Raw genomic sequence first — 11599 nt, 5'->3', positions numbered from 1 at the left:
TTCCTATGTTGATATATCTAATTATGTTGAAATATATGTGACTGAAAAATCAAGCAAAGCAACCACAAAGGAGACATTGCGATGGGTTCATATATTTATAAGTAATGCGAAACGAAACTTGTTAGGTAATTACCACAAAATCAAAGGCAAATATCTTCAATTATACTTAAATGAATTTGTATACAAGCTAAACAGGCGATATTTTGGAGAACGATTATTCGATAGGGTGATTATAGCTGCTATAGCAGGAAATTAGGTATAAAAACGGATATTCAATAATATTTTATAAATACCAACTGTTCGCTATAATCTGAGGGAAGTATTTTTTATAGTCAAAAATAAAGTTTTTATACTTGGGGGAAAGTAAATCTATGTGGGGGAATGTTTTTTTAAGCTCAAAAATATGTTTTTTATAGTTGTAAATATCTTCCCCGTTGTAGAAAAATGTTTCCACAATGTCGGGGAGCGTTATTTTATACTCGGGGGAGGTTTCCCCAAGATGGAAATTTAATTCCCCAAGGCTGATACAGTAAAATGTCTGTTTTTGGGGTATTTATTTTAATAGAAAAATTAAAGAGAAGTACATCAACTTTACTGTCTAAAGGGTAGATAAAGAAAAAACTCTATTGATATAGAACATGATGACGATTGGAAAAATAAAATAGTTTATATTTGTTACCAAATAATTCTAATTCTTGTGTTATGAAAGTTCTAGACAAGTTGATATTAATAGGGGCTATTGAATGTATATCGTTAGTCCAGGCACAATATATGGATACATTCACTTATGGATTAAAGGTGGGCGCTTTACATTCTAATATGACCAACTTACCAGAAATGATTATTGGTAGAGATTACAATAAAACTCAGTTTACGATGGACCATAAAGGTGGTTTTGGTGTAGAAGGCGGTGTATTTGCTAACTATAAGCTACCCCATTCTAGAGTGGCACTACAACCAGAATTACTTTACAGAAAAACAAAATCCCAAGTACTCTATCATAATACGATAACCAATCAAGAATATACTGTGGATTTTAATTATTCCTATTTGGTGTTAGGCGCATCATTCAAAGTTTACCCTTATAAAGGCCTAACCGTAGGTGTGGGTGCATTTTATGCAAAAAATTTAAATCCTAGTGCCTTAGAATATACCTCTAATGAGTTTGATGGACGATACGATACCAATTATCGTCAGTTTTATAGAGAAGGAATTGTGGGGAAAGATGATTTTAATTTAAGCTGTTCCGTAGGGTATGAACTAGCAGAAGCATTCCATTTTGAAGCAAGATATTATATGGGAGTTGGGGATGCTGTGGGGAATAGAAGCACCTCATTTCAGTTTTTAGAAAATACAAACAGAACTTCTACAATTACATTAGCACTAGGGTATAATTTCAGTAACTGGTAAAAAAAACATATCATGAAATCTATTATTTTACTTATAAGCAGTATGTTCTCTTTAGGTGTTGCCGCACAAAATTTAGCAAGAGAGATTACCTATGGTGCTATGGCAGGGGGTATCTATTCTAAGATGAACCAACTTGAAAATGCTGTTATTCCTCAAGGTATCTACCGAGGTTACGAAACCAAAGAAAAAGCCAATATTGGTGCTATGGCAGGTTTTTTTCTCAATTGGAAGTATCCTTCCGAAAAATTTAGCATTCAGCCAGAACTTTACTATACTAGGCAGAAGGCAGAGTTAGAATATCAAGATGTAAAAGGGCTTAATTATACCATAGCAATGGCATACAATCATCTAAATGCAGGCTTCTTATTGAAATATTATTTTACAGATGGCTTTTACTTAGGGGCGGGACCTTATTTCACCTATAACCTAACCAAAGATGCTATGGTTTACCAGTCTAATGGAGAAACATTAGCCAAACAGAGTGGGGCATATTTTGAACCAGATGCAGTGGTGCAGGGCACACTCAAAAAAGCTTTTGAAGGGAAAGATTATTTTCATACTACTTTTGCATTAGGTTATGAATTTGAAAATGGATTAAACATTGGTGCAAGATATCATTTAGGATTGTCAGATGCACTAGAGACAGAAGCCAATGGGCATCGGTTTAAAAATACCAATAATAAAGTGAATGCCATTTCTTTACAGATTGGCTATCGTTTTAACTTTGATAGTTATAATAACTTTTAAAACCATCGGCTGATGAAGCATATTTTATTATTAATATTTTGCTTAGCAGTAGGAAATCATAGGTTAAAAGCTCAGACCAAAAATTATCCAGCAGGAATTGCAGAGCCTTACCTTTGGATAAAATCTACGGATAGCACAGATGCTAATCGGTATGCTATAACAGACCATATTCACAAAACAACATATAAGGCAACCAAGGCACTTCAAATAGAGTATCTAAATCAGCATCCTTTATTTCAATATACTCCAGATTTAGATTTTAGCACTTATATTAAAGCATCACAAGCCGAGCAGTTATCATTATTTATAGTATATGGAACTACTCAGCGAGATAAAGAGCAGATGCTGTGGTCGTTATCACAAGGAGCTATGCCTAAATTAGCGGCGACTACACTTAGGCTCGCGGATTTAGAAACTAAAAAGTATAGAGCTTATCCAAAATCATTGATGCCAGCAGAATATAAAATTCATTATTATCAGCATCGTAAAACTTATGGAAAAAATAAGAACCCATTGGTATGGAGCTTAGGTCAAGTATTGGAGGGGCTTCCGCCACAATCGTTTAATGGAACTATAGCAGAGGTTTTGGTTTATGACCGTGTACTATCGCCTATGGAAATGCAGCAGGTGGCGTCTTATTTAGGGATAAAGTATGGGATTTCTTTAAGCCAATTAGAATATAAAAATTATTATAACAGTCAAGGGGATAAAATTTGGGATTATCAATCTCATCAATCTTATAACCAAAACATTACCGCAGTAGGTAGCGATCTTTTGGGACAAATTAATCAACCTAAAAGTCAAAATGCCAACGATGAACAAGTCGTATCAATGTTTTTAGAGCCTATTAATGCAAATTCTGTCCCAGATAATTATTTTGTATTTTGGAGTGATAATGGTAAACCCTTAAAAATAAAACAACAACAAGAAGGTCAACCTAAAGGCTTAGAAAGAAAATGGGTATTAGACAAGCCACAGCGAGAAAATTTAAAACTGAGTTGGCATTTTAATCCTCAAAAGATTTTAAAGGATAACAATACTTCATCGGAAGATTCTAAACGCTATTATTGGTTGGTTGTAGATACGGCTAAAGGTTTTAAATATCAGCCTCAATCGACACAATATTTTAGGCTTCAATCTATTGAAGATAAAAACCCGATTGAATTTGAAGATTGGTATCAGTTTAAAAATGCACAAATTGGCTATACGATTTGGGAAGCTCCTGAGATGTTTGCTCATTTGGATATTACAGAATCCCAATGTTCTAAACCTCAATCAGGGCGTGTACAATGGCATATGGTAGGAGGTACAGCACCTTATGATTTAGAATTAATTTCTTTAGATGATGCTAAAAGAATTTACCATTGGACAGAAAATAAAGCACAAGGGAGTCGTCATATGGCATTATCTTCTGGGAAATATAGGTATCAAATAAAGGATAAAAATAATCAAATATACACCCAAGAGTTTTATCTTTCAGATCAAGATATGCCACAGCCAGAATTTAATGAAGAATATATTTTAAAGGGCAGTCTAGTGATGGATATAGAGCAGTATTTGCCGAAAGGTACATATAATGTTGAATGGTATCATGATGGACAATTGGTTTCTACTGATAAGAAGTTATTAGTGAATCAAACAGGAGATTATCAAGTACGGATACGCAATGCCAAAGGTTGTCAATCATTGTCGAAGTTCAGTGTATTAGGTACGGCACAAACCCAGGAAGCAAAGATGGTATTATATCCTAACCCAAGTTTGGATGGACATTACCAATTATTAGCATCGTTTCCAAAAACAACGAGCGGTACACTTAGTATTTACAATATGGCAGGGCAGCGATTGCATCAAGAGACATTTTATAACCTTTCGCAATACCAATATGAGGGCTATATTCACCAGTCGGGAGTTTATGTAATACAGATTAAAACTACTTTTGGAACGGCCACACATAAATTGATTGTTAAATGATGAGAACACAGAAAAAATATCTCGTATACATTCTACTATTAGGCGTTATAAGTTTTGTTACGGCGGCTAGTATTCCACAATGGCAGTGGTGGCAATCGCTAAAGTCTGCTATGGGATGGCGGATAGCAACTAAAGAAGTACCCATAGCCTCAAATCATAAAGGGGAAACTACGATTAAAGAACATACCGACCAAGCAACGGCAATACTGTCGCCAACTATGGCAACCACTTTATCCTATAAAGGGTTTTCGGGGTATTTCCCAGCGGGGAGTGTTGTCCGTTCTATAGGTGTTAGGGTAGTAGCACTAAAAGCTAGTAGATTGCCAGAGGTACCCAATGATATAGTTAATCTTACCAAAACAACAGCAGGTTATCGTGTATTGCCACAAGATTTGAAACTGAAACAAGCCTTGGTGGTAACCATCAATTATGATAAAACAAAACTTCCAGAAGGCTATACCGAAAAAGATATTCATATATTTAGTTATAATAAAGCACAGGCAGTTTGGCAAAAATTACCAAAAGATAGCATAATGCTTGGTGCATCTGCGGTAAGGGCAAAAACATTTTATGCTTCAGACCTTATTGCAGGGATTATTAAGTTGCCAGAATCTCCAGATACTTCGGGCTATACGCCTACCACGATTAGTGGACTAAAAGTAGCCACCCCTTTACTTGGGATACAACCCATCCAGATGCCGACAGCCAATGCCGAAGGTACGGCTACTATGGGGTTTAGTATAGAGTTACCTAAGGGCAGAGCAGGATTACAGCCGTCGTTGCAGATCCAATATGAGGACGAAGGAGGAGCCTCATGGGCTGGGACAGGCTGGAATTTGGTATTACCATCATTAAGTGTAGATACCCGCTGGGGAGCACCAAGATATGATGAACAAAAGGAAACTGAATCTTATATATTATCAGGAGAGGAATTGTTGCCTAATGCCCATAGAGAAGAATGGAAAGACCGAGTAGCAGACCAATACTTTTACCCAAGGCGAGAGGGGGTGTTTCAGAGTATCCAGCGGCTGGGGAATAGCCCGAGTGATTACCATTGGGTGGTGAAGTCCAAAAGTGGTCTAATATCTTATTATGGTGGCACAGAGAATAGCCAGTTGAGTACCCCGCAAGGTGCAATAGGCTATTGGGCGCTAAGAGAGCAGCGCGATTTAAGAGGGAATACCATTCATTATGAATATACTAAGGACGGGGGTGTACTTTACCCTAAAAGTATTTATTATACAGGTAAAGATAATAGTAAGGGCGTGTATTCTGTGCATTTCATCACCGATAAAGATTTAGGAGAACCGCAGAGGAAAGACATTCAAATATCGGCGAGGTTAGGATTTAAGCAAGAACACAACCGTTTGTTAAGAAAGGTTGAGGTTAAGTATAAAAACCAGTTAGTAAGAGCCTATGAACTCATCTATAAAGAAGGGGCATTTAGAAAACCTTTACTTCAAGAAATTAAAACCTACGATGCCGAAGGGCAGTTGTTTTACGCCAATACCATAGAATATTATGATGATGTTCGGGATAGTGCGGGTAAATATCAGCCGTTTGGTGCATTTAAGAAGTGGGAAGTCCCAAAAGACAATATTAAATATACTTTTGTAGGTATTAATGGATTTTCAGGGCATCCAACTTTAGCGGGGACTTCAAGTTCTACGAGCAAGGGAGTTAGTTTTCGTTTAGGTGTAGGGCCTTCCTTAGGATCTTATAAAATTAATACCATTGGAGGCAATGGTGGTATTAGTTCGGGGAAAACGGAAACCCAAGTTTTTTTACAGGATTTAGATGGTGATAACTTACCGGATAAAGTGTATGCGAAAAAGGGAAAAGTTTATTACCGTAAAAATTTATCTTCTAAAGGTTTAGATAGGTTTTCAGATGAACTAAAAGAAATTAATATTTCCAATTTAGGAATTACTGAAAATTCTTCATATAGTTTTGGGGTAGATTTACAAGGATATGGTTCAACGATAGGTTATGACCGTCAAAATTCTACAAGTAAAACACTGTCCTATTTTATGGACTTTAATGGTGATGGCTTAGTGGATTTTGCTAATGGAGGACGCGTATATTACAATCGATTGATGGATGGAGTACCTACTTTCTATACCACAAGTAGTGGAACCCCTGCACCTATTATAGCAAGTAATAATAAACTAACTTTAGAGGGGAATACAGAAAATACAAAAGAAGAGCTGGAGAAGCACAATCCATTACATGATGTGGTTAAAACTTGGCGAGTGCCACATACAGGAAAAATATTAGTTAAACATACCTATCAACTACAGCAGGATAATTCCGAAGTTCGTTTGAATTATAAGAAAAATGATGGGACAGAGAAAGCTGATGGGGTATGCCTTTATTTCCAATATAGAGATAGTCTTTATATGAAAGAGGATATTGCTGCAGAAGATTATACTATAAAACATCATACAGACTCTTTAGAAGTAAAACAAGGTGAAGTGTTATATTTCAGAGTAAGCTCTAAATACGATGGCAACTTTGACAAGACTCTTTGGACACAAAACATTGAATATACAGAGATAGGTGATGAAAAAGACTACAATGGATTAGGCTTAAAACATTATAACCCAGTGGTAGATGCGCTGTATGCTTCGGAAGAAGGACATATATTCATGCTCTCAGCGCAACCTAAGTTCGAAGGTTTATTTTCCAAAGGTATTACTACAGATTTAGTAAAGGTAAAAATTTATAAAACAGGATTTGATATTCAGCCTATATTGCTATATGAGCGTACTTTTCAAGCAGAGGAGGAGGTAGAGTTGGATTTAAGTACCATTAACCTAGGTAATTTCCGAGCAGGAGAGGGAATTAATATAAGTGTAGAATCACCTACAGAAATTAATTGGCAGAAACTAAATTTTAGTCCAAAAATCAGATTTATCAATGAGGAAAATGAAGAGGAAGTTCGGGCAATTAATGTCAATTTTCAACTTAATGAAAAATTAGATGTACACTATATCCCTAAATTAGTTATGCCGAAACAAAAAGGTAAACTGAGGCTTTCATTAGATAAAACATTCAGCACTCCACAAGAGGGAAACCTTCAGATTACAGCAAAGCAATTGGGAAAAGTAGCAGCACGGAAAACTATCCATTTGTCTGGCATATCTACACCATCAGAACCAATAGCCTTAGATAGCATCAGTAAAGATGAGCCTTTGTTTATAGAAATAAAAGTATCAAATAAACCCCTCTATAAAAAACTGATAGATGAAAATGTTAATGTAGTACTTCAGATTAAAGACTCTATCAAAATTCCAGAGAATGATCCGAGATATCCTAAAGAGAAATATGAAATTATCACTACAAATCAACTACATAGTGCATATGCGGTATATACTCCTTACAGTGAAGGTAACAAAAATATGTTCTTTGGAAAAAGTTTTAGAGGCTGGGGAGGATTTATTTTAAACGGTAATCTAGCGGGAGATGAAATAAACGAAATCTTATTAAGGGATTTTACTGGGCCTTATTCGGATAATAAAGACGATGTTCCAGATACTGACCCAAATAAACGGAACCCAGAGCAGGAGCAGCCAGGAATGGAAATTTCCAATGCTTATTTCATTAGAGGTTTAGTCAGTTATCCACAGAAATTACACAGAGGTCTGGAAGAGGATATTTATGTTTCCGATCATTATTTCTCGCCATCTCGTTTGGGGGAGAATGATTTGGAGAAATACTTAGACACTACTTTACCACAACTTCAAGGTGCAGAAAGTGGAGCCTTGGTAATGATATCCGAAAGCCGAAGCAATGCTTTCTCTGGAGGGGCTGCTATCGTAGGTGGGTCTTATGCCACAGGATACTCTAAAGTAACACAAACCATGAGCGATTTTAATGGTGATCGTTTCCCAGATTTTGTTCGTGGTGGTAGTGTACAGTTTACCGAACCTAGGGGAGGATTAGATGGTCGAAAAATAGATTTAGCAGGAGACTTTAGTAGGGCTAAAGTAGAAACCATGGGAGGCTCATTTAGTGGCTCATTCCAGCACGGAGATCCTAAATCTTCTATGACTTTTAAGATCTCTAAAAATGACCAGCAGAAAATGACTATTACTCGCTCTAAAGATGATGCCGATAAAGCAAAAAATAGCGTTTCCGTTAGCGGTAGTGTATCCTCCGCAGAAGACCATTCAGAATATACCTATACAGACATTAATGGAGATGGGCTTGCCGATAGAATTACCAATGAAGGTTACATTAGTTATAACACAGGTTACGGCTTTTTGCCACAGGAAGAGTGGCAAAATTTTGGGGGCTTGCTATCTGGCGAATCTCAGGATTTTAGTGCAGGTTTAGGTTACTCTGCTTATGCAGGTTCATTTACTGGTGGGCTTAACTATACCAACTCTAAAACCCAGAGCCACATTCAGTTTTTGGATATGAATGGGGATGGTTTAGCAGACCGTATAGTCTATGAAAACGATAGAACATTAATCTTTCAAAATTTAGGCAAGACATGGGATAGCATACCATTGGTCATTCCTAAAGTGTCTGATAATCCCATAGCTGTAAACCGAGCGATAAGTTATGGCGGAAGTGCCAAGTTTTCAGTTTACTTTAAATGGGCATTCATCAAAGTAGGCATTACCGCTGGGGCATTTGCGGGGAAAAGTACTAGCCGTATGGAAGCAGCCTTTATGGATATGGATGGCGATGGCAATTTGGACTATATCTTGTCTGATGGCGAGGACGACCTCCGTGTGGCACTCTCCAATATCCGCCGTACCAATAAACTTAAGAGCGTAAAAAATGCTACGGGCAGTACTTTTGAAGTGGATTACGAGTGGATAGCTCCTACCTATGAAAACCCTTACAGCCGTTGGGTCTTAAAATCCGTGAAGACTTTTGATGGACACAAAGGCGATGGCGAAGACTACACCCATACCGAGTTTTCTTATAAAAAACCGTATTACGACCGTAGAGAGCGTACCTTCTATGGCTTTGCCGAAGTAGAACAAAAGCAACTCAATCCTAAAGACGGCACCGTGCTAAGAACTACCGTTCAGAACTTCTACAACCGAGATTATTTCCGAAAATCTTTGCCTAAAAACTCCTATACCTTAGACCAAAACGGCAACAAATTAACCGAGCAAAACACCCATTATCAAATTAAAGATGCGAAGACCAATGCCGATATAGACCCTATCGCTTTGGCACTGCCGAATACCGATGCCACTTCAGTATTTATTGCTCCAGTAGAAACCACCGAACGCCAGTATGAAGGCAGCGGCTATTTAGAACACAAAACCGCACAAACTTATGATGCTAAGGGAAATATCATCACTTATCAAGACTTTGGTAATGGCAATGCCAACTCGGCAATTAAAGCCAACATCAGTTATTACGAAAGCCAAACCCCGTACTATGGTGGTATAGCCAAGAGCCTTGCCGTCTATGATGAAAAAGGTTTGGTAAGAAAAAGAGAAGCCAGCATCAACACCGCCACTGGCGAGGTTGTACAAATCCGAAACTATATGGAGGCTTCTAAATACGCCACAACCGATTTAGCCTACGATGACTATGGCAATCTTTCCAAAGTAACAGGAGCCGAAAACCACAAAGGCGAGCGTGCCACACTCCAATACGAGTACGATGATGAAACCCACAGCCATATCACCAAAATAACCGATCAGTTTGGGTATCAAAATACCATGGCGTACGATTACCGCTTTAATGCCCCATTGGTAACCACCGACCGCAACGGCTCTACCATCCAATACACCTTTGATGCAAAAGGTAGAACCACCCATATTTTAGCCCCTAAGGAAGCCGCTGCAGGCGTACCATATACCATTGCGTACGAATACCACCCAGAGGCTAAAGTGCCGTATGCGAAAACCCGAAACTATGATGCCGAGCATGGGGCAGACATCATCACCTATACCTATATGGATGGGGTAGGGCGTACCCTACAAGTGAAGAAAACGGCAGCCCTATTCCAAGGGAAAGCCCAAGCCGATGCCGAGCGTTTGATTGTGTCGGGTAAGCAAATCTATGATGCGTTGGGCAGAGTAATAGAAAGCTATTACCCCACTACCGAAATCCCAAGCGAGGCGTTTAGCACCCAAGTTGCTACGCTAGCCCCTACCACTACAGCCTACGACCCTAAAGACCGCCCTATTTTGCAAACCTTGCCCGATGGCAGTACGGTGCAGACGGCTTATGATATTGCCGAACTTTCAGGGACAAAGACATTAAAAACGACCGTAACCGATGCCTTAGGCAGAGCGTCCCAAAGTTATACCGATGTTTTGGGCAGAACGCTAAGGCAAGTACAGCCCACAGGGATAGAAACCCAATACGAGTACAACGCCTTAGGCGAGGTATTAAAAGTAACCGATGCGGAAGGGCACCAAACCCTAAGCACCTACGACCTACTGGGCAGACGCACCCAACTGACGCACCCCGATGCAGGGACTACCACCCTGGCATACGACCAAGCAGGCAACCTCATCCGCCGTCAGACCGCCCAAATCCGCGAGCAGATGCCTGATGCCGCTATTGAGTACCAGTATAGCTATAACCGCTTACAAGAAATACAATACCCTAAACACCCAGAAAACAATGTCCGCTACCACTACGGCAAACAAAGTGAAAGCCCTCTACGCCGAGGCAGACTGTGGTTGGTAGAAGATGCCAGCGGCGGTACGGAATATTTCTATGGCAATATGGGCGAGGTAACTAAGGAAATCCGCTCTATCCGCATCACGCCAACGGAGGTGCAGACCTATATTACGGAGTATGAATACGACACTTGGAACCGTATCCAACATATGACCTACCCCGATGGGGAAGTCTTAGACTTTGGCTATAACCGAGCAGGTCAGCTCACGAGCCTTACAGGTAAAAAAGGCAATTACGAATACACCTACCTAAAACAACAAGGCTACGATGAGTTTGAGCAGAAAGTTTACCGCCTTTATGGCAACGGTACAGAGACTTCTTATACCTATGATGCTACAATGCGTAGATTAGCCAACCTAAAGGCACAGTCAGGGACTTATGTGTTTCAAAATAACCGTTATACTTACGATTTAGTGGGGAACATTTTGCAAGTAGCAAACCAAGTTCCAATCATAAATTATGCTTTGGGTGGAGCTAGTAGTTATCAGTATCAATATGATGAACTTAATCGTCTAACCCAAGCCAAAGGACAATATACAGGGGAGGCTACCTCTGCGGAGTACCAGCTCCAAATGCAGTACAATAAACTGAATGGTATTGTACAAAAAGCCTTAACGCATAAGCAAAACGGAAAGGATAAAGGTTATGTGCTGGATTATGTTTATGGCAATAAGTCCCACCCCTACGCTTTAAGCGAACTTAAAGACTCTACCACACCAAAGCCAAGAGCTTACGAATACGACGGCAACGGTAACCCGATTGCCTACCAAGGTTTTAAGGATTTTAGGCTAATGGTATGGGACGA

At 39.0% G+C, this 11599-nt stretch carries 5 protein-coding genes; all 5 read left to right on the top strand.

Going from position 1 to position 11599, the window contains the following annotated elements:
• The coding region (locus tag C237_RS0108265; RefSeq protein WP_018676026.1) for a transposase at nucleotides 1-256 on the top strand (256 nt) is incomplete at its 5' end.
• A gap of 446 nt (nucleotides 257-702) precedes the next feature.
• Complete coding sequence (locus tag C237_RS0108260; RefSeq protein WP_018676025.1) at nucleotides 703-1410, top strand: outer membrane beta-barrel protein; 708 nt, start codon at nucleotides 703-705, stop codon at nucleotides 1408-1410.
• 12 nt (nucleotides 1411-1422) lie between these two features.
• Complete coding sequence (locus C237_RS0108255; RefSeq protein ID WP_051081512.1) at nucleotides 1423-2157, top strand: outer membrane beta-barrel protein; 735 nt, start codon at nucleotides 1423-1425, stop codon at nucleotides 2155-2157.
• A gap of 12 nt (nucleotides 2158-2169) precedes the next feature.
• Nucleotides 2170-4128 (top strand): T9SS type A sorting domain-containing protein, encoded by a 1959-nt coding sequence (locus C237_RS0108250; protein ID WP_018676023.1) that lies wholly within the window; start codon nucleotides 2170-2172, stop codon nucleotides 4126-4128.
• On the top strand, nucleotides 4125-11599 hold a 7475-nt coding region (locus C237_RS13180; RefSeq protein WP_018676022.1), incomplete at its 3' end, for a SpvB/TcaC N-terminal domain-containing protein. The genes C237_RS0108250 and C237_RS13180, both read left to right, overlap by 4 nt.

The sequence above is a fragment of the Riemerella columbina DSM 16469 genome (genome assembly GCF_000374405.1).
Lineage (GTDB): Bacteria > Bacteroidota > Bacteroidia > Flavobacteriales > Weeksellaceae > Riemerella > Riemerella columbina.
The sequence above is the reverse complement of the archived record's forward strand: the minus strand, read 5'-3'. Positions and strand labels throughout refer to the sequence as shown.

Bases quoted from the DNA above. Each gene is read 5' to 3' on its own strand.
- C237_RS0108260 (WP_018676025.1), top strand. From the start codon at position 703: ATGAAAGTTCTAGACAAGTTGATATTAATAGGGGCTATTGAATGTATA.
- C237_RS0108255 (WP_051081512.1), top strand. From the start codon at position 1,423: ATGAAATCTATTATTTTACTTATAAGCAGTATGTTCTCTTTAGGTGTT.
- C237_RS0108250 (WP_018676023.1), top strand. From the start codon at position 2,170: ATGAAGCATATTTTATTATTAATATTTTGCTTAGCAGTAGGAAATCAT.